This window comes from Actinosynnema sp. NPDC053489 (assembly GCF_044544865.1).
Lineage (GTDB): Bacteria > Actinomycetota > Actinomycetes > Mycobacteriales > Pseudonocardiaceae > Actinosynnema.
In genome coordinates this window covers 455,090-473,585 of sequence record NZ_JBITXT010000005.1, presented here as the reverse complement: position 1 = coordinate 473,585, position 18,496 = coordinate 455,090, and the positions used below count along the sequence as shown (strand labels likewise).

Annotated in this window: 15 protein-coding genes; 5 read left to right on the top strand and 10 right to left on the bottom strand. The window is 75.4% G+C overall.

Annotated elements, in window-relative coordinates:
- The first annotated feature begins 137 nt into the window (after positions 1 to 137).
- The 3 genes from ACIGNX_RS14525 to ACIGNX_RS14515 are packed head-to-tail and all read left to right on the top strand — an operon-like array spanning position 138 to position 3,120.
- A complete protein-coding gene (locus ACIGNX_RS14525) occupies positions 138 to 1,565 on the top strand; it encodes a pyridoxal phosphate-dependent decarboxylase family protein (protein WP_396540002.1) in 1,428 nt (475 codons plus the stop codon).
- A gap of 29 nt (positions 1,566 to 1,594) precedes the next feature.
- Entirely contained in the window at positions 1,595 to 2,545 is a 951-nt protein-coding gene (locus ACIGNX_RS14520; RefSeq protein WP_396540000.1) for a P1 family peptidase, read from the top strand.
- Between the two features lie 2 nt (positions 2,546 to 2,547).
- A complete protein-coding gene (locus ACIGNX_RS14515; protein WP_396539998.1) occupies positions 2,548 to 3,120 on the top strand; it encodes a DUF4865 family protein in 573 nt (190 codons plus the stop codon).
- On the opposite strand, the gene ACIGNX_RS14510 is transcribed toward ACIGNX_RS14515, so the two are convergent.
- The 6 genes from ACIGNX_RS14510 to ACIGNX_RS14485 all read right to left on the bottom strand — a co-directional run bounded on the left by ACIGNX_RS14510 (position 3,098) and on the right by ACIGNX_RS14485 (position 12,426).
- Complete coding sequence (locus ACIGNX_RS14510) at positions 3,098 to 6,382, bottom strand: hypothetical protein (protein ID WP_396539996.1); 3,285 nt, start codon at positions 6,380 to 6,382, stop codon at positions 3,098 to 3,100. The two genes, ACIGNX_RS14515 and ACIGNX_RS14510, sit on opposite strands and share 23 nt — an antisense overlap.
- Positions 6,383 to 6,494: 112 nt before the next feature.
- A complete protein-coding gene (locus ACIGNX_RS14505) occupies positions 6,495 to 7,820 on the bottom strand; it encodes a diguanylate cyclase (RefSeq protein WP_396539994.1) in 1,326 nt (441 codons plus the stop codon).
- 410 nt (positions 7,821 to 8,230) lie between these two features.
- A complete protein-coding gene (locus ACIGNX_RS14500) occupies positions 8,231 to 9,415 on the bottom strand; it encodes an MFS transporter (protein WP_396539993.1) in 1,185 nt (394 codons plus the stop codon).
- Between the two features lie 8 nt (positions 9,416 to 9,423).
- Positions 9,424 to 10,593, bottom strand: coding sequence for an MFS transporter (locus tag ACIGNX_RS14495; protein WP_396539991.1), 1,170 nt, complete (start codon positions 10,591 to 10,593; stop codon positions 9,424 to 9,426).
- A 183-nt stretch (positions 10,594 to 10,776) separates the two neighbouring features.
- Positions 10,777 to 11,436, bottom strand: a complete 660-nt coding sequence (locus ACIGNX_RS14490; protein ID WP_396539989.1) for a DJ-1/PfpI family protein — start codon at positions 11,434 to 11,436, stop codon at positions 10,777 to 10,779.
- A 12-nt stretch (positions 11,437 to 11,448) separates the two neighbouring features.
- Entirely contained in the window at positions 11,449 to 12,426 is a 978-nt protein-coding gene (locus tag ACIGNX_RS14485) for a GlxA family transcriptional regulator (RefSeq protein ID WP_396539987.1), read from the bottom strand.
- Positions 12,427 to 12,503: 77 nt separating this feature from the next.
- On the opposite strand from ACIGNX_RS14485, the gene ACIGNX_RS14480 reads away from it, so the two are divergent.
- Positions 12,504 to 13,253 carry an aminotransferase class IV gene (locus ACIGNX_RS14480; protein WP_396539985.1) on the top strand — a complete coding sequence of 250 codons (750 nt, stop codon included), beginning with the start codon at positions 12,504 to 12,506 and terminating at the stop codon, positions 13,251 to 13,253.
- Here ACIGNX_RS14480 and ACIGNX_RS14475 read toward each other — a convergent pair.
- Together ACIGNX_RS14475 and ACIGNX_RS14470 are read right to left on the bottom strand one after the other, a co-directional pair.
- Complete coding sequence (locus ACIGNX_RS14475; RefSeq protein ID WP_396539983.1) at positions 13,250 to 13,699, bottom strand: Lrp/AsnC family transcriptional regulator; 450 nt, start codon at positions 13,697 to 13,699, stop codon at positions 13,250 to 13,252. The two genes, ACIGNX_RS14480 and ACIGNX_RS14475, sit on opposite strands and share 4 nt — an antisense overlap.
- Positions 13,696 to 14,823: a M24 family metallopeptidase gene (locus ACIGNX_RS14470; RefSeq protein ID WP_396539981.1), complete on the bottom strand. Its 1,128-nt coding sequence runs from the start codon at positions 14,821 to 14,823 to the stop codon at positions 13,696 to 13,698. The genes ACIGNX_RS14475 and ACIGNX_RS14470 overlap by 4 nt, the downstream gene beginning before the upstream one ends.
- A gap of 351 nt (positions 14,824 to 15,174) precedes the next feature.
- Here ACIGNX_RS14470 and ACIGNX_RS14465 point away from each other — a divergent pair, with 351 nt between their 5' ends.
- A complete protein-coding gene (locus ACIGNX_RS14465) occupies positions 15,175 to 16,116 on the top strand; it encodes a 5'-3' exonuclease H3TH domain-containing protein (RefSeq protein WP_396539979.1) in 942 nt (313 codons plus the stop codon).
- A 262-nt stretch (positions 16,117 to 16,378) separates the two neighbouring features.
- Here the strand turns inward: ACIGNX_RS14465 and ACIGNX_RS14460 are convergent, their stop codons facing one another.
- Together ACIGNX_RS14460 and ACIGNX_RS14455 are read right to left on the bottom strand one after the other, a co-directional pair.
- Positions 16,379 to 17,587 (bottom strand): GNAT family N-acetyltransferase, encoded by a 1,209-nt coding sequence (locus tag ACIGNX_RS14460; protein ID WP_396539977.1) that lies wholly within the window; start codon positions 17,585 to 17,587, stop codon positions 16,379 to 16,381.
- A 113-nt stretch (positions 17,588 to 17,700) separates the two neighbouring features.
- Positions 17,701 to 18,387 (bottom strand): DUF4333 domain-containing protein, encoded by a 687-nt coding sequence (locus ACIGNX_RS14455; protein ID WP_396539975.1) that lies wholly within the window; start codon positions 18,385 to 18,387, stop codon positions 17,701 to 17,703.
- Positions 18,388 to 18,496 lie beyond the last annotated feature (109 nt).

The following is an 18,496-nucleotide window of genomic DNA, read 5'->3' as shown; positions in this document are numbered from 1 at the left end:
GGCGTCCCGCGCGACCGGCCGGCGTGCTCCGAACGGCGGCTCGGCGCGGCGGAGGCCGAAGGAGGCGTCGAACCCGCCGTCGGTCCCCCCGTCGCGCGACCTGTCCCCGGCGCGTCGTCACCGCCTACCCTGCCCTGATGGGTGATCCACTGAACGCTCGGGACGACGCGGTCGAGGCGTTGGGCATGGTGGCGCGGGCCGCCGCACCGTACCTGGAAGCGTTGCCGCACCTGCCGGTGCGCGACGCTGCGCACGCACACCTCGTGCAGGACTTGGACGGGCCGTTGCCGGAGGCGGGCGACGGGACCACCGCGGCGGTCGCGGACCTGCTGCGGATCGGGACGCGGGCCGCCACGCACTCGTCGGGGCCGCGCTTCTTCCACTTCGTGGTGGGTGGCGCGACGCCGGCGGCGCAGGCGGCGGACTGGGTGACGTCGCTGCTGGACCAGCCGGCCGGCATGTGGCTGGCCTCGCCGCTGGCCGCCAAGGCCGAGACGGTGGTGCTGCGGTGGTTGAAGGAGCTGTTCGGGCTGCCCGACTCGTTCGGCGGGGTGCTGACGTCGAGCGCGACGTCGGCGAACCTGACCGGGTTGGCGTGCGCGCGGTACTGGTGGGCGGACCGGCACGGCGTGGACGTGACCGCCGACGGGTTGGCCGGGTTGCCGGCGATGCCGGTGTTCTCCAGCGGGTACGTGCACCCGAGCAGCCGCAAGGCGCTGCAGGTGCTGGGGCTGGGCCGCGACTCCGTGCGGGTGCTGAGCCGCGACGACGCGGGCCGGCTGGACGTGGAGGCGCTCGACCGGGAACTGGCCTCGTCCGGTCCGGCGGTGGTGATCGGCAACGCGGGCGAGGTCAACGGCGGCGACTTCGACCCGATCGACGAGCTGGCGGACCTGGCGCGGCGGCACGACGCGTGGCTGCACGTGGACGGGGCGTTCGGCCTGTTCGCCGCCCTGTCGCCGCGCACGGCGGGGTACGTGCGCGGGGTGGAGCGGGCGGACTCGGTGACGGTGGACTGCCACAAGTGGCTCAACGTGCCCTACGACAGCGGGGTGGCCTTCGTCCGCGACGCGCCGGCGCTGGAGCGGGCGTTCGGCAGCTGGAACAGCGCGTACCTGCCGGAACCGGGCGGGGAGTTCGTCAACTACAACACCCGCGGCCCGGACTCGTCGCGGCGGGCGCGGGCGTTCCCGATCTGGGCGACGCTGCGCGCCTACGGCCGCGAGGGCCACCGGGCGATGGTGGAGCGGCACCAGGACCTGGCGCTGCGCCTGGGCCGCCGCGTCGAGGAGGCACCGGACCTGGAGCTGCTGGCGCCGATCACCGTGTTCATCGTCTGCTTCCGCTTCCACCCGCGCGACGTGCCGCCCGAGTCGCTCGACGACCTCAACCGCAGGTTGGGCGAGGCGCTGGTCGAGGACGGCCGGGTCTTCGCGGGCACCACCGTGTACCGGGGCGTGGTCGCCTTCCGCCCGGCGATCGTGAACTGGCGCACGACCGAGGAGGACGTGGACCTCCTGGTCTCCGTGGTCCGCGAACTGGGTGCGCGCGTGCTGCGCGGTTAGCGATCCGGGCCGTCCGTAGCATGGGGGACGTGCGCAACGCGATCACCGACGTCCCGGGGGTGCTGGTCGGGCACGCCACGCGGATCGGCGGCGGCGCGTTGACCGGCACCACGGCGGTCCTCTTCCCGCCGGGCACGGTGTCCACTGTGGACGTCCGCGGTGGGGCGCCGGCCACCCGGGACACCGCCGCGCTCGACCCCCGGTACGGCGGGCGGGAGGTGCGCGCCGTCGTGCTGACCGGCGGGAGCGCGTACGGGTTGGCCGCGGCCGACGGCGCGGCGCGCGAGGTCGGCTCGTTCGTGCCCGCCGCCGCGTTGTTCGACCTCGGCCGGGGCGGCGACTTCCACGCCCGGCCCGGACCGGACGACGGGGCGCGGGCCGTGCGGGACGCGCGGGTCGACTTCGCGCGGGGCAACGTCGGCGCGGGCACGGGTGCGCTCAACGCCGCGCTGAAGGGCGGTCTGGGCACGGCGAGCGCCGTGCTGCCCGGCGGGGTGGTGGTCGGGGCGGTCGCCGCGCTCAACGCCGTCGGCCCGGCGGTCGACGTCGACACCGGGTTGCCGTTCGCCGCGCACCTCGGCCTGCCCGGAGAGTTCCCCACCACCGGGCGGGGCGACGACCTCGCCGCCGCCCGGGCCGCCATGACCGGCCACGGGCAGCCGTTCAACACCGTCATCGGCGTGATCGCCACGAACGCCCGCCTGCCGCACCTGTTCGCCCTGGCCAACGCCGCCCAGGACGGGCTGGCCGCCGCCGTCCGCCCGGCGCACGGCCTCACCGACGGCGACACGGCCTTCGCCGCCTCGACCGGCACGCACGACGCCGACCCGGCCCCGGTGCTCGCCGCCGCCCGCGCCGTGTTCGCCCGCGCGCTGGTCCACGGCCTGCTCGGCGCCGAGTCCGTCACCACGCCGCGGGGTCACCTCGCGGCCTACCGCGAGCTGTACCCGAACACCGCCGCCACCTACCCGGGGAATTGACCATGCACGCGATGCACTACGAGATCACCCTGCCCGCCGACTACGACATGGGGATCATCCGCACCCGGGTCGCCACGCGCGGTTCGGCGCTCGACGCGTTCCCCGGCCTGGCGCTGAAGGCGTACTGCGTGCGGGAACGCGGCGTGGACGGCTCGCCGGTCAACCAGTACGCGCCGTTCTACCTGTGGCGCACCGTCGAGGGCATGAACAGCTTCCTGTGGGGGCCGGGGTTCCGGGGCCTGAGCGCCGACTTCGGCCGGCCGACCGTGCAGCACTGGGCGGGCCTGGCGTTCGAGCGCGGCACCGCCGAGGCGCCGGCCGAGGCGACCAAGCGCACGTGGCGGCTGCCCGCCGACGCCGACCCGGTCGAGGAGATCGACCGGGCGCTGGCGGAGCTGGCGCGGCTCAAGGACGACCCCGCGCTGCACTGCACGGCGTTGGCGATCGACCCGCGCTCCTGGGAGCTGGTGCACTTCAGCCTGTGGAGCGCCGCGCCGGACGCCGGGGTCCGCTTCCGGGTGCCGCACGTGTCGCGGCCCGAGCTGGACGACCTCAGCGAGGGCCGCCACTGGTAGGCCGCGACCGGCCCGTCCCGGGGTCGCGCGCGCGTTCGGCGTACGGCACGGCCACGTAGCCGGCCAGGTCGAACACGCCGCCGCTGGTGCGGTCCAGCTCGCGGGCGAACGCGCGGATGTGCGGGTCGACCCGGTCCATCAGCCACGCCAGCAGCACCACCACGGCGTCGGCGAGCAGCCCCACCTGGAACGGCATGTCCTCGCGCCGACCCGCGGTCACCGCGCTGGCGAAGTCGGTCATGCCGCGCTGGGTCAGCTCCAGCGGCCCGGTCTCGATCGCCCGCTTCAGCGAGTCGACGACCAGCGGCACGACCGACGCCCACACCTCGCGCGGCGCGACCTCGCAGATCAGGCCGCCCGACAGCGCCGCGGTCCACAGCGCCTCCGGGTCGCCCGCGCGCACCGCGCCGACGGCCAGGTGCGGCAGCAGCTCCGCGCCGCGCTCCCACGCGCCGCCGGCGACGAGCTGCTCCACCGCGTGCCGGTAGTGCCCCAGCGCCTCGCCGTGCTCCCCGCGCGCGGTCAGCACGCCGCCCAGGTCGTCGTGGAACGACGCCACCTCGGCCGCCGCGCCGAGCTGCTCGGCGCGGGCCAGGCCCACGGCGGCGTAGTGCTGCGCGGTCTCCAGGTCGCCCCGGTCCCGGTGGCACGCGCCGAGCCGGCGCAGCGCGGCCAGCTCCCGGCGACCGTCGCCCAGGTCGCGGAACAGCTCCACGGCGCGCGACCCGGCCTCGATCGCGCCGGCGAGGTCGCCGCGCTCCCGCAGCCGGTCGCACTCGGCGAGCTTGAACGCGGCCCGCCGCACCGGGTCGCCCAGCTCCTCGGCCAGGTCGTGGCCCTCCACGGCGTGGCGGAGGGCCGTGTCGGGGTCGGCGTCGCCGAGGTCGTGCAGCACGGTGAGCGACTCCAGCTGCCCGGGTCGGTCGCGGCGGGCGCGGTGCTCCTCGTACGCCAGCCGCGCCGCCTGTCCGGCCTCGTCGGTTCTGCCTTCGCGCATCAGCAGCCTCGCCATCCGCAGCAGGACGTCCGCTCGGTCGCGGCACGCGTCGCCCAACCCCACACACCGTTCGAAGTCCGCGAGCGCGGCCCCGTATTCCCCGCGCCGCTCGGCCCGGGCGCCGGCCAGCTCGAACCGGGTCGCCCACAGCGCCTCCAGCTCGTCCTCCGGCACGTCCAGGCCGTCCAGCACCGCGTCGACCCGCTCGACCAGGGCCGCGGCCCGCACGTCGTCGGGTTCCAGCTCCAGCTCGGCCAGCAGCACGGCGGCGTAGGCCGGGGTGTCGGTCGCCTCGCCGGTCTCGGCCACCTCGCGCAGCGCGCGGATCTCCCGGTGCAGCACGGGCGCGAGCGGCGCGGCGCGACCCCGGGCGGCGGCGGCCAGCAGCTCGCAGCCGGTCAGCGCGGCCTCGGCGTCGGTGGTGGACCGGTCGCGCCACTCGTCCAGCCGGCCGTTGACCGTGCCGACGTACAGGTAGGACCGCTCGACGCCGCCGGGCGTGCCGGTGTTGACGATGGCGTGCGCCGCGGGCGTCTCCTCGGCGGTGAGCCGCCGCACGACGGTCCGGGCGAACCCGGCGGCGAGGTTGGGCGGGATGGTCCACAGGGTGCCGATGTAGCCGCGCGCGCCGGCCCGGAGGAACTCGCGGCCCAGCCGCGTCCACGACCGGCACGAGTTGTTGAACACGATCGGCCGGTGCCGCAGCTCCAGCGGCAGGTCCTCGTCGGGCAGCGCGTGGCCGCCCAGCACGATCGCGTCGTCGGCGTCGTGGTGGTTGAAGAACACCAGCTCGACGGGCAGGTCCGCGACGAGGGCGCGCAGCACCTCCGGCGAGCTGTCGCGTTCGGACAGCACGATCGGGTGCGTGTGGTGGCCCGGTGGCGTGATCGTGCCCGACAGCCGGTCCTCGGTCGCGCCGGGGTCGCGGACCGGGCCGGCGTCGACCAGGAGGCTGAACGCGCCGGGTTCGCGGGCCGCGCCCGCCCGGTGCAGCTCGGTGAGCACGACCAGCGTCGGGTCGGCCACGACGTGCCCGATGGGCTTGCGGGCCCAGTTCACGTCGCCGGTGCGCACGAACGAGTAGGGCAGGCCGGTGGTGAACGCGGTCAGCCGCCGGTCGCCGACGGCGGCGACGGCCTCGGGTGGCACCTGCGCGGTGACCACGGCCTCGACCGCCGCGTAGGGGTCGTGCCCGCCGGTGGACAGGTAGCGCCACAGCGCCTCCACGAACCCGATGCCCTTCACGGCGTCGCCGATCGCGCGCGCCGCCGCGGTGACCCGCTCCTGCTCCTCGGCCACCACCGCGCCCACCGCGGCCAGGTCCGGTCTCGGCGTGATCACCAGCCGTGCGCCGCGGTGGTGCGCGTACGCCGCGGCCACCAGGTCCTCGACCTCGCCGGTGCGCTCGACCAGCACGGCCTCGTCGCCGTCGTCGGGGTCGTGCCCGTCGAACGGCACGGGCGGCGCGTCGTCGACCACGCGCAGCGCGGCCCCCGCGCGCAGGGCGGTGAACAGGGCGGCCACCGCGTCGGCGTCGGGTGCGACGTCGAGCGTGCGGCCGGGTTCGCCGCCGCGCAGCAGCTCCCACGCCTTCCCGGTGAGCCCGACGGGGTCCTCGCACGGCAGGTGCAGCCGTTCGGGCAGGCCGCCGAACAGCTCCTCGTCCGGTTCGGCCAGGAACACCACGCGCCGCACGCCCACCGCGTCGAGCAGGTCGGCGACCAGCCCGTCGCGGCGGTGCGACGAGGCGTCCGCGGGCCGCAGCGCGACGACGGGCGTGACGCGGTCCGCGGGCAGGCACGACACCACGACCGCGGCTTCGAGCACCTGGTCCGGGCGGCACACCACGACCGTGTCGCCGACCTCGAACACCGGCTCGCTGATCACGCTGATGTCCAGTTCGGACTCCCCGGCGGGCAGCCGCACGCACACCCCGCCCTCGGCGACCTCGCACGGCGACGAGGCCGACACCCGCAGGGTCACCGCGTCCGGCAGGGCGAACGACACGCCGTCGGCGGTGCGGGTGGCGGGCGCGTCGACGGCCAACCGCCACCGCGCGGGCGCGGGCAGGTCGAACCGCTGCCGCAGCACGGCGCGGAGGTGCCCGTCGCGGGTCTGCTCGACCAGCAGGTCGCGAGCGCCGGCCTCGGCGGTCAGCTCCTCGCGCGCCTCGACCGGAGGCTTGCCGTGCACGTCGAGCAGGACGGCACGCAGCAGCCCCGCTCCGAAGCGGAAGCGGATACCGTGCGGGGCACCGAGGTCCACTGGCTCACGACCCTTGCAACCGAGGCTGGGCCACCGCGTCGGGGGTGGCGGGCAGGAAACTACGCCACCGGCGGCCCGACCTGTAGCGGATCGCGCGTGGTAGTCGCGGTTGTTACACGCCGGGTCGTTCGGAGCGGGCCGCGGGGGTCCACCTCGCGCGCCGGTGCGCGCCCGCCGCCTGCACCTGGTCGCGGCCGAGCCGCTTCGCCTCGTACAGCGCGGAGTCCGCCGCCGCGAGCAGCCCGGACACGCTGTCCTCGGCGACCTCCGGCCACACCGCGATGCCGATGCTGACGGTCAGCCCGGCCACCACGCCGCCGTCGCCGTCGTCCACGAGCACCCGGTGCACCTCCGCGCGCATGCGCTCGGCGATCGCCACCGCCTCGTCGAGGTCGACGCCGGGCAGCAGCACGGCGAACTCCTCGCCGCCGAACCGACCGACCGCGTCACCGCGCCGCACCGCGCACTCCAGCGCCGCGGCGATGCGCCGCAGCACCAGGTCGCCGGTCTGGTGGCCGTGCGTGTCGTTGATGTCCTTGAAGTGGTCGACGTCGATCATGAACAGGCCCATGCGCGCGCCGGGCGGCTGCTGGCGCGTGCGCTGCAGCTCCAGCGTCGCCTGCAGGTGCCACGCCTCGGCGTTGAGCAGGCCGGTCTTGGCGTCGGTGCGGGCGGCCAGCTCCAGCTGGTGGATGAGCACGGTGCGGTGCAGGGCGACGGCGGCGACGACCATGGGCAGCGCGTACCCGGGCCACCACGCGACCGCGAGGGCGACGAACCCGCCCAGCGCGAGCTGCCCGGCCTCCAGCAGGTTGTCGGCGGCGCTGCCCACGGCGTCCCGCACCGAGCGCGGCCGGACCGTCAGCAGGATCACGACCGCGACCAGGGTGGTGTTGACCAGCCACTGCGCCGCGCCCGCGCCGACGAAGCCGACCAGGTCCAGCGCGCCGCCGGACCGCCCGGCCCACAGGCCCTCGCGCAGCCCCGTGAGGCCCGCCACGGTGCTCGCGGCGAGCGTGGCCAGCACCATCATCGCCGTGGTGAACACGTTGCGGTGCGGTGGGCGCGAGGCGTCCCAGCGGCCGACCACCCACCAGCGGTGGGCGTACATCAGCACGACGAGGGCGACGGCGAGCGCGGGCGGCAGCACCAGCGCGCCGGCCAGGATCCAGATGCTGCACAGGTCGACGTGCGGCAGGTGGCTGTGGTCGCGGCGGATGCGCTCGATCCAGCGGGAGCAGTGCAGGTGCAGCGCGGCGCAGCCGAGCAGGACGCCGAACGGGGTCCACGAGTCGGCCGGCACCGGCCACGCGGTGCTCGCGGCGGTCGCCAGGAGCGCGAGCAGATCCACCGACAGCACGTACACCAGGGCCTGCCCGGGCAGGGACCATAGTGACCAGCGTCGATCGCCCGACGACGTCGAACGCGCTCTGCCCATGGTTCCTCACGACTGTCTACCCCGGACCGTCATGACGTCCGGACGGAGGGTCACAGTAATGGTGACCTGGGCCGATGTCAGCCGCTACCGGGGTGACGCAACCCACTGGAGGTGATTGCGGTGCGCGACAAGATCTGGTGAAACCGCTGGTCGCAGGCCCTGTCGAGACGGGAGCGAGGTGCGTCGTGCGCGACAAGATCTGGTGATCCCCGAGGTCCGCTGTTCCCGGTCCCCGACCACGGCGAGGGGAGGTGCGCCGCCATGCGCGACAAGATCTGGTGAAGACCGGTCCTCCCGACGTCGGTGAACGACGTCCCCGCAAGGCCACGTGCGGGCCGCGGCGAGCACCCCGCGTGCCGCGGCCGGCGCGATCGGACGACGCGACCGGACGGCGCCGTCGGCCGGCGCGGTCACCCGACGCGCGCCCGGACCAGCCACAGGCACGCGGCCGCCACGCCCAGGCCGCTGACCACGAGCGTCGCCCGCGGGCCCACCGCGTCGCCGAGCAGCCCGCCCACGAGCGCGCCGGCGGGCGCGGTGCCCCAGACCGCGGTGCGGATGGTCGCGTTCACCCGCCCGTGCAGCGCGGGAGGTGTCGCCTCGTACCGCACCGGCACCTGGTGGACGTTGTAGACCTGCAACGCGAACCACATCACCGCCACCGCGCCGATCACCAGCCCGTCCACCGCGACCAGCGCCTGCCCCGCGCCGGTCACCACCATCGCGGCGACCATCGTCGGCCGCCGCCCCCACCGCTCGCCCAGCCGGGCCGCGACGAGCGCGCCGACCAGGCCGCCGACGGCACCGACGGACAGCGTGAGCCCGGCGCGGGCCGCGGACAGCCCCAGCGCCGACACCAGGTGCAGCAGGACCACGACGGTGAAGGCGTTGAACCAGAACACCTGCGTGGCCGTGCACAGCGTGACCCGCCGCAGCCCCGGGTGGCCGAACACGGCCCGCACCCCGGCCCACACCCCGGCGCGGGCCCGCGGCCGTTCGACGACCCGCACCCACGTCAGCGCCACCGCGGCGACGAGGAAGCTGGCCGCGTCGACGGCCAACGCGCCGGCCGCCGTGACCGCGCCGACCAGCCACCCGCCCAGCGCGGGCCCGGTGACCTGCGCCGTGGCCTGCCCCACCTCCACCGCCCCCTGGGCCCGCGTCAGCCCCGCGCGCGGCACCACCATCGGCACCAGCGCGAGCCCGGCGATGTCGCCGAACACCGCGAACGTCCCCGCCACCGCCGCGACGGCGGCCAGCAGCGGCAACGACAGCACCTCCAGCGCGGCGGCGACCGGCACGACCGCCGTGCTCACCGCTTGCCCCAGCGCGCACACCCCGGCCACCACCCGCCGCGGCAACCGGTCCACCCACACCCCGGCCGGCAGCCCGAACACCAGGTACGGCAGCCGCCCGCACGCGGCCACCACCCCGATCCCCCACGCGCCCGCGCCCAACGTCCACGCGGCCACCAGGGGCATCGCCACGACCGTCACCTGCGACCCGACGAGGGAGACCCCCTGCCCCGCCCACAGCAGCAGGAACGACCGGTTGCGCCACAGCACCCCGGTGGTCGGCACTCCGGCGGTCGGCACCCCGGCGGTCAGGCCACCGCCGCGGGCGCGACGCGGGCCCACGCGGTGGTGGCGGTGACGGCCAGGACGGCTCCCGCGATGCCCGCGACGGCGATCGCGGTGGTCGGGGAGCCCGTCGCGGACGCCAGCAGGCCGCCGCCGGCGACGCCGACGCCCTGGGCGGCGACCAGGCCGCTGCGGGCGAAGCCCAACGCCTGGCCGCGCTGCTCGTCGGGCACCAGGCGGACGAACGTCGCGCCCGCCGTCACCTGGTAGGCGCTGAACGCGCCGCTGACCGCCAGCAACGCCACCGCGGCCACGAGGTTCGGCGCGAACAGGTACCCGGCCAGCGGCAGCGCCGTCGCGACGGCCAGCACGCCGACCAGCCGCACCCGCGTGGACCCGGGCAGGAAGCGCAGCAGCACGGTGCCCAGCACCATCCCGGCCGGATCGGCGGCCAGCAGCAGCCCGACGCCGGCCGCGCCCGCGCCGACCTCCGCCGAGAACGGCGCGGCGAGCCCTTCCGGCACGACGGTGAACAGCGCCAGCCACCCCATGCCGACCAGCAGCCGCAGCCGCCGGTCCCGCCACACCAGGGCCGCGCCCGCCCGGATCCGCACGTGCGCGGCGGGCACGGACACCGGAGCGGGCCGGTGCCGCAGCCCGAACCGCAGCAGCAGCGCCGAGGCCGCGAACGTCGCCGCGTCGGCCAGCAGCGCCCCGGACGTGCCCAGCCACGCCACCACCAGCCCGCCGCCGACGAACCCGGCCAGCAGCCCGGCCTGGTGCGTGATCAGGTGCACCGACTGCCCGGCCTCGTACTCCTCGCCCAGCACGGTCGGCAGCAGCGCGCCCTGCGCGGCGGCGAACGGCGGCTCGGCCAGCTGCGCCACCACCAGCAGCCCGGCCACCAGGGGCAGCGGCACGCCCGGCACCGCCATCACGGCCAGCAGCACGGCCCGCACCGCGTCGGCCGCCACCATCACGGTCCGCCTCGGGTACCGGTCGGCCAGGCCCGTCAGCAGCACGCCGGACACCAGCGCCGGCAGCATCGTCAACGCGTAGGTCAGCGCGGTCCACGCCGCCGACCCCGTGCGCTGGAACACCAGCACCGACAGCGCCACCCGGGCCAACTGGTCGCCGACGGTCGACAGGACCGCCGCCGACCACAGCACCCGGAACTCCGGCACCGCGAACACCGCTCGGAACCCCGTGCCCCCGACCAACTGCTCCCCCGATCTCCGCGGCGACCGATGAGTTTCCCGGGCCTGCCGGGTCGCGCGTTGCGCGGCGTGCGTCCGGCACGTCACCGTACAAGCCCGGAGGGTGACCGTGAGGGAGGTCGCGGGGACGACCGCGGACTCACGCGGGAGGCGGCGCGGTCACCACGTCCGGCCCGGGCCGGTTCCCGCCGTTCGGCCTGCGTCGAAGGCGCGGCGGGCGAGGGCGACGAGGGCGGGCGGCGCGGACTCCGGAGCGCCCGCCCGGTAGGGCGGTGCCGGGTCGTACTCGAGGAACAGCTGCGTGAACCGGGCCCGTTCGTCGCCCCAGACCAGGCCGGCGAGGGTGAGCGCCAGGTCGATCCCGGCCGACACCCCCGCGCCGGTGACGACGGACCCGTCCACCACCACGCGGTCGGTGCGCACCACCGCGCCCAGCGCGGCCAGCTCGTCGCGCAACGCCCAGTGCGTGGTCGCGGGCCGACCGTCCAGGAGGCCGGCCTGCGCCAGCAGCGTCGACCCGCTGCACACCGACGCGGTCCAGGTCGCGGTCGGGTGCACCGCCCGCAACCAGGCCGCGACGACGCCGTCGGCCAGCACCTCCGCCCAGCCGGCGCCGCCGGGCACGACGATCACGTCGGCGCGGTCCAGCGCGGCGAACGTGGTCGTCGGCACGAGCGCCAAGCCGGCGTCGGTGACCACCGGGTCGGGCGACGCGGCGACGAAGTGCGCGGTCACCTCCGGCTGGTGCGCCAGCACCTCGTACGGGCCGACGAGGTCCAGCGCGGTCATCCGCGGGTAGAGCACGAAAGCGACGTCCATCCCGATCCCCTCCTACGCCGCACCGGTGGTGCGGAACCGTTCGCGGTAACCGCCCGGCGTCACGCCGAGCACCCGCTGGAACGCCCGGCGCAGCGTCTCCGCGGAGCCGAACCCCGTGCGCCGGGCCACGACGTCCAGCCCTTCGTCGCCGGACTCCAGCACGGTCGCGGCGGCCTCGACCCGCGCCCGTTCGACGTACCGGGCGGGCGAGACGCCGACCCGGCGCGGGAACACCCGGGCGAAGTGCCGGGGGCTCATCGCGGCGCGCCGGGCCATCTCCTCGACCGTCCAACCGGCCGCCGGGTCGTCGGCGATGGCGTCCAGCACGGCCCGCAGCCCCGGCTCCCGCACCGGCGGCACCCGGGACCGCACGCTGAACTGCGACTGCCCGCCGGGCCGCTGGAGGAACACCACCATCCACCGGGCCACCAGCCGGGCCAGCGCCGCGTCGTGGTCGCGCTCCACGAGCGCCAGCGCGAGGTCGATGCCCGCGGTGACGCCGGCGGACGTGGCCAGCCGCCCGTCGTGCACGTAGATCGCGTCCGGCACCACGTCCACCGCCGGGTGGTCGGCGGCGAGCCGGGCGCAGTAGGCCCAGTGCGTCGTGGCCCGCGCCCCGTCCAGCAGCCCGGCCGCCGCCAGCACGAACGCGCCCGTGCACACGGCGGTGACCCGCCGCGCGTCGCCGGCGACCCGGCGCAGGTGGTGCCGCAGCTCGTCGTCGCGGGCGGCGTCGGCGAACGTGAAGCCGCCGACCACCAGGACCGTGTCCACCCCTCCGGACACCTCCCGCAGGTCCTCCGCCTCCATGCGCAGCCCGCCGGTCACCGCGAACCCGCCGCCGACCGCCGCCAACCGCACCCGGTACCCGTCGCCGCCCGGGTCGCACGCCGTGAGCGCCCGGTTCGCGCCGGCGAACACGTCCGCCGGGCCCGCGATGTCGGTCAGCGCCGCACCGTCGTATCCGATCACCAGGACCTCTCGCTCCACACGCCCACCCTCTCCGCCGCCCGCGCCGGCGGCAACGACCGGCGACCCTCGGATCCCGCCACGCTACGGTCGTGCCCGTGCTGAGGATCGAGATCGACGGCGAAGCGGCGACGCCCGAGCGGTTGGCGACCGGGGTGCTGGCCAACTACGGGCACTTCACCGCCATGCAGGTCCGCGACCGCCGGGTGAAGGGCCTGGACCTGCACCTGCGCCGGCTCGACCGGGCCAACCACGAGCTGTACGGGTCCGGCCTGGACGGCGACCACGTTCGCGGCCTGGTCGCCCACGCGCTGGGCGACGTCCGCGACGCCGCCGTCCGGGTCGTCGCGTTCGGCGTCGACGAGCCGTCCGTGCTGGTCGCGGTGCGCCCGCCGGTCCCGCCGCCCACCACGCCCCGGAGCCTGGTGCCGGTGGCCTACACACGCCCGTTGCCGCACGTGAAGCACATCGGCGGCTTCGGCCAGATCCACCACGGGCGGCGCGCCGAGCGGGCCGGGTTCGACGACGCCCTGCTGACCGCCGACGGCGTCGTGGTGGAGGGCGCGATCGCGAACATCGCCTTCATCGACCACGCGGGCGACATCGTGTGGCCCGAGGCGGACTGCCTGCACGGCATCACCATGCAACTGCTGGAACGGGAGCTGCCGTCGCGCCGGGAGGTGGTGCGGCTGACCGACCTGGGCCGGTTCCGCGCCGCGTTCCTCACCAACTCGATCGGCGTGGTCGCGGTGTCGCGCGTCGACGACGTGGAGTTCGCCGCGGACGACCCCGCGCACGCGCGCGTCCAGGCCGCCTACGACGCGATCCCCGGCGACCCGGTCGACTAGACCGCGGGCGGGCGGTCCTCGTACGGCGTGGACAGCACCACCGTGGTGCGGGTGGACACGTTCGCCACCTCGCGGATCTGCCGCAGCAGCTCCTCCAGCGCCGTCGGCGACGCCACCCGCACCCGCAGCACGTACGACGCGTCGCCGGCCACGGAGTAGCACGCCTCGATCTGCGGCAGGTGCTCCACCCGCTTCGGGTAGTCGTCCGGGGCCGCCGGGTCGATCGGGGTCAGCGAGATGAACGCGGTCAGCGGCAGGCCCACCTCGTCGCCGTCCAGCCGCGCCGCGTAGCCGCGCACCACGCCGCGCTGCTCCAGCCGCCGCACCCGCTGGTGCACGGCCGACACGCTCAGCCCGACCCGCTCGGCCAGGTCGGTGAAGCTGCACCGGCCGTCCGCGGCCAGCTCCCGCAGGATCGCCCGGTCTATCGGCTCCAGGTTCGTCACGCGGGCAACACCACCAACTCGTGCGGACGGTTGTTGAGGTTCTCCACGCCGTCGGCGGTCACGACCACGATGTCCTCGATCCGCGCGCCCCACCGCCCCGGCAGGTAGATGCCGGGTTCGACGCTGAACGCCATGCCCGGCTCCAGCGGCAGGTCGTTGCCCGCCACGATGTAGGGGTCCTCGTGCACGTCCAGCCCGATGCCGTGGCCGGTGCGGTGCACGAAGAACTCGCCGAACCCCGCGTCGGCGATGACGTCGCGGGCGGCGGCGTCCACCGCCTCGCACGTGACACCGGGCCGGACCGCCTCCACGGCCGCCCGCTGCGCGGCCTGCAACACCGCGTAGGTCCGCCACACGTCCGCGTCCCGCGGCTCGCCGAGCGCGTAGTTCCGGGTGGAGTCGGAGTTGTAGCCCTCGGCCACCGGCCCGCCGATGTCGACCACCACCACGTCACCGGCCTCGATCACCCGGTCGGACAGGTCGTGGTGCGGCGACGCGCCGTTCGGCCCGGAGCCGACGATGACGAACTCGGCCAGCGCGTGGCCCTCGGCGACGATCGCGGCGGCGATGTCCGCCCCGACCTCGGCCTCCGTGCGACCGGGGCGCAACCACTCGGCCATCCGCGCGTGCACCCGGTCGATCGCCGCGCCCGCCTTGCGCAACGCCGCCACCTCGGCCGCGTCCTTGCGCATGCGCAGTTCGCGCAGCACCGGCCCGGCCAGCACCTGGTCGGGGCCGACCACGTCGCGCAACCTCAGGGTGTGCAGCGCGGGCATCATGTCCGAGACCGCCGTGCGGTTGCCCTTGAGCGCTCGCTTGACCAGCGCGTACGGGTCCTCGCCGTCGACCCAGGTCGCCACCTCGACGCCGAGCGCGTCGGTGGGCACGGCCGCGTAACCGGGGTGCTCCAGCTTGGGCACCACCAGGACCGGCGTGCCGCCGACCGGCAGCACCAGGCACGTCAACCGCTCGAACGACGTGCCGCCCGCCCCGAGGAGGTAGCGCAGGTCCGAGCCGGGCGCGATGAGCAGCGCGTCAACGCCGGCCAGGGAGGCGGCGGCGGTGGCCCGGTCGAGGCGCGCGCGCAGTGCGTCCACGTCCACGGGCCCAACTTGGGTCGACATGAGGGGGAGCCTAGTGGTGCGGGGGCCGTCGCACGCCATCAGCCACGACACCGCAACGCTACGTGCCCATCCGGGTGAACACCCATGCCGACCAGCGCTTTCCTGCCGACGGCCGATCACCAACGGGTGAACTTCAGTATGGGCATCAACCACAACGCCGTTTTCAACGCCCTCGCGCGTCGGTTGGAACAACGAGGCCGCCGGCAACCACCCCCATGCCCGTCCCCGGTCACCCGTCCCTGATCACCCGTTCCCGGTCACCCGTCCCCCCGATCCCCACCGCTCGGGAGTAGTCCACAGGCAGCCCGGAGCCGGTCCTCGGTGTCAGTGGTCTCTGGCAAGCTGTCACGGGTGAGCAACCCGCTGGTCCTGATGGACGCCGCCAGCCTGTACTTCCGGGCGTTCTACGCGCTGCCCGAGTCGATGACCGCCCCGGACGGCACCCCGGTGAACGCGGTGCGCGGGTTCGTGGACACGATCACGAAGGTCGTCACCGACCGGAAGGCCGGCCGCCTGGTGGCGTGCATGGACGCGGACTGGCGGCCGGAGTTCCGCGTCGCCGCCCTCCCGTCGTACAAGGCCCACCGCGTGGCCGAGGGCGGTGCCGACGGCGAGGAGGAGGTGCCCGACACCCTCACCCCGCAGGTCCCGATCATCCGCGAGGTGCTGGACGCGGTGGGCATCGCGACCGCCGAGGCCGCCGGCTACGAGGCCGACGACGTCATCGGCACCCTCGCCGCCCGGGAGACCGCCGACCCGGTCGAGGTGATCACCGGCGACCGCGACCTGTTCCAGGTCGTCCGCGAGGAGCCGACCCCCGTGCGCGTCCTCTACCTGGGCCGCGGCTGGGCGAAGGCCGAGCTGATCGGTCCCGGGGAGCTGGCCGCCAAGTACGGCCTGCCGGAGCACGACGCCGGCCGCGCGTACGCCGGGATGGCCGTGCTGCGCGGCGACCCGTCGGACGGGCTGCCCGGCGTGGCCGGTATCGGCGAGAAGACGGCGGCCAAGCTGATCACCGAGTTCGGCTCCCTGGAAGCCGTCCTGGCCGCCGTCCACGACGGCCGCGACCGCAAGCTGACCACCCGCGCCCGCACCGCCCTGCTCAACGCCCAGGACTACCTGGCCGTCGCCCCGACCGTGGTCGACGTGGCAACCGACGCCGAGATCGTCATGGACCGCCCGGACCCCGTCCCCGCGGCCCCCGCCGACCCGGACCGCGTCGCCGCCCTGACCCGCCGCTGGGGTCTGGGCAGCTCCCTCCCCCGCCTGCTGACCGCCCTGGAACGCCGCTAACCCCGCGCCCTCACCCACGCCGCGCCGCGCCCGCAACCATCCCGCTCCACGCCGACCTGGCTCGCGGCCGGCCGACTCCGCCCGCCGCCTGCCGGCCGGGTGCGCCTCACAACCGCCTGCGGCCACGCTGCCGTCCCCGCCCGGCTCCAGCCAACCCGCCGGCCGCCTCGCCCCACCGCGACCGCGCCCCTCGACGCCCCGGAGCACCCCCGGGCCGCACCGCGCGACAGGCCGCCGAGCCGCGGACCAGGGCCGGGACCGGCTAGAAGTAAGTGCCGCACCACGGCGGCCGGGAGACCGCGAACAGCGCGTCGGCGCGCGCCAACGCCGCCCGGTCGACCACCTCCAGCCGACGGCTGTCGGCGAGCGCCGTGAACGTGACGTCGCCCAGGTACGCGGACCCGAGCACGTCCACGTCCAGGATCAGGTCGGGAGTGTCGTCCACCCGCGTCACGCCGTCCCCGGTGATCCGGTAGGCACCCGCGTTCTCCGGCAGGTACACGTCACGCACCCCAAGCACGACCGGCTCGGCCGGGCGGTACGTGCGAGCCGACAGGGCCGCCGGGAGGTCCAGCAGGCGCAGCCACGTCTCGTCCGTCTCCCCCTCGACCCGGCACGCGCGACGGTCGCCCAGCAGCCACGCCACCGGCTCGTCCACCGGCCGCCCGTACGACGTCACCTCGTCCACCAGGTCGACGCCGAGCACGAACAGCCACAGGTCGGCCCACGCCTCGGCGTCGCGCGCCCACAGGTCCATCACGATCAGCGTCGTCGGCTTCTCACCGGTGAACCCGTGCTCCCCCGGCACGACCCGGAACACCACGAACCCGTCGTCACCGGACTCACCCGACCGGACCGCGATCTTGAGGTTCTCCTCGGCCGCCACGCGCCGGATGCTCAACCCCCACCACCCCGGCCAGCGCGAGATCGTGCCCGCGCGCCCCGGCGACAGCGCGTCGAACAGCTCCCGCGCGATCCGCTCCCCCGCCTCACCCTCGACCAGCCGCACGCGACCGACCGGCCGGGTCCGCGGCGCGGCCTTGCGCCGGTCGATCCGCAGCGACCGGTACCGGGTGGCGACGCCGTAGCCGTACCGGCCGTAGATGGCGGTCTCGGAGGCGCGCAGGGTGGCGGCCACGTCGCCGTCCTCGCGCATCGCCCGCAGCTGGGTCCGTTGCAGCGCGCTGAGCACGCCGCGCCGCGTCCAGTCAGCCCGCACGCCGACCCGGCTCACGGCCGCGTGCCGCACCACCGCGCCACCGGGCACGGCCAGCGCCGAGGGGAACGACTGGAGCGTGCCGACCATCTCCCCGTCGACGAACGCGCCGAACGCACGACCCTCGTGGTAGGTCTCCCGCGCGAACTCCCACTGGTCGTCCGGCGCGGGCGTGTGGTGCAGGGTGCCGCGGAACAGGGTGTGCGCGCTTCGGTACTGGGAGTCGTCCAGCACGCGGACGTCGTGGTCGGTCACGCGCGCATCGTGCCCCACAGGTCGCTCGCATCGCTAACGACTTTCGGCCTCCATGACGGAGGCCACTCCCGCCGACGAGCAGCGGGAGTGGCCTCACCGGTCACGAAGGGCGATCAGCCGGCGGGCTGCCCGACCTCGTACTCGCCGTCCTCGGTCTTGACCGTGATCTTGACCGTCTTCTCCTTGCCGCCGACCTTCACCTTGCACTCGAAGGTCGTGTTCGGCTTGACCTCCTGGTCGGCCGGGCACGTCGCGCCCTCGACCTCGGAGATCTTGTAGTCGTCCTTCAGCACGCCGACGACGCCGTTCTGCACGGCGGTCTGGTCGAACACCTTGGTGTTGAAGAACCCGGGCGTGACGAAGCCGGTGATGCCGACGGCCGCGACGACCAGCACGACGAGGGCCACCACGACCCACAGCACGGCGCTGGACTTCTTCGGCGGCTGCTGGCCGTACGGGCCGGGCTGGCCGTACTGGCCCGGCTGCTGCCCGTACTGGCCGGGCTGCGGCTGGCCGTACTGCCCCGGCTGCCCGTACTGACCCTGCTGCGGCTGCCCATAGGGGTTCGACTGCGGGTTGTTCGGGTCGTAACCGCCGGGGTACTGCTGCGGGTACGGCTGCTGCTGGGGCTGCTGGCCCCACTGCTGCTGCGACGGATCCGGCTGCCCGTAGGGGTTGGGCTGCTGAGCGGGGAAACCACCCGACGGCGTGCCGGGGTACCCACCACCGTAGGGCTGTTGCTGCTGGCCCCACTGCGGCTGCGGGTCGTTCCCTCCGGACGGTCCGTACGGACTGGTCATGCTCGGCCTCCGACGGTCGGTCTGGACAAGGTCTGGAACGGTCTCGAACGAGCCCGACGAGCTGTTCAAGGCTTGCGGGCGCGATCAAACCACAGGCGCGCGCGCGTGA

What these genes read in the sequence shown, in the direction of transcription:
- ACIGNX_RS14525 (WP_396540002.1), top strand. Translation starts at nt 138, where the DNA reads ATGGGTGATCCACTGAACGCTCGGGACGACGCGGTCGAGGCGTTGGGC.
- ACIGNX_RS14515 (WP_396539998.1), top strand. Translation starts at nt 2,548, where the DNA reads ATGCACGCGATGCACTACGAGATCACCCTGCCCGCCGACTACGACATG.
- ACIGNX_RS14505 (WP_396539994.1), bottom strand. Translation starts at nt 7,820, where the DNA reads ATGGGCAGAGCGCGTTCGACGTCGTCGGGCGATCGACGCTGGTCACTA.
- ACIGNX_RS14490 (WP_396539989.1), bottom strand. Translation starts at nt 11,436, where the DNA reads ATGGACGTCGCTTTCGTGCTCTACCCGCGGATGACCGCGCTGGACCTC.
- ACIGNX_RS14470 (WP_396539981.1), bottom strand. Translation starts at nt 14,823, where the DNA reads ATGTCGACCCAAGTTGGGCCCGTGGACGTGGACGCACTGCGCGCGCGC.
- ACIGNX_RS14455 (WP_396539975.1), bottom strand. Translation starts at nt 18,387, where the DNA reads ATGACCAGTCCGTACGGACCGTCCGGAGGGAACGACCCGCAGCCGCAG.